Below are 323 nucleotides of genomic sequence, written 5' to 3' on the forward strand. Positions count from 1 at the left end.
GGTAGAGGGCGTGGCCCATCGGATCTCCACGGATGCTGGGCGAGAGCGGGCAGTCCTTGATACAATTCTCCAGCTGTGCCTGTGTTTTCTGGTCCGGGATCAACTGCACGTATGTCTTGATGAGTTTGTCAATGTGCTTGCCCCAGTAGTCCTGGTCGCCCTGGCACAAGGACAGGAAACCCGTCTCAGGCTCCACGGAGGATTGTATGGCCGCCATTGAACTGCTCAGTCTGGTGCCAACTTGATTCCCTGCGCCGCCGCCGCCGGCGCCCTCGCCGGCAGCGTTGACCACTGGTGCCACAGTGGCGACGGTGCGCTCGGCA

Annotated in this window: 1 protein-coding gene; it reads right to left on the reverse strand. The window is 61.6% G+C overall.

Annotation, left to right across the window (positions count from 1 at the left end):
• On the reverse strand, positions 1 to 323 hold a 323-nt coding region (locus ABWQ00_RS16180; RefSeq protein ID WP_353239686.1), incomplete at both ends, for a hypothetical protein.

The sequence above is a fragment of the Limnohabitans sp. genome (genome assembly GCF_040400975.1).
Lineage (GTDB): Bacteria > Pseudomonadota > Gammaproteobacteria > Burkholderiales > Burkholderiaceae_C > Limnohabitans_A.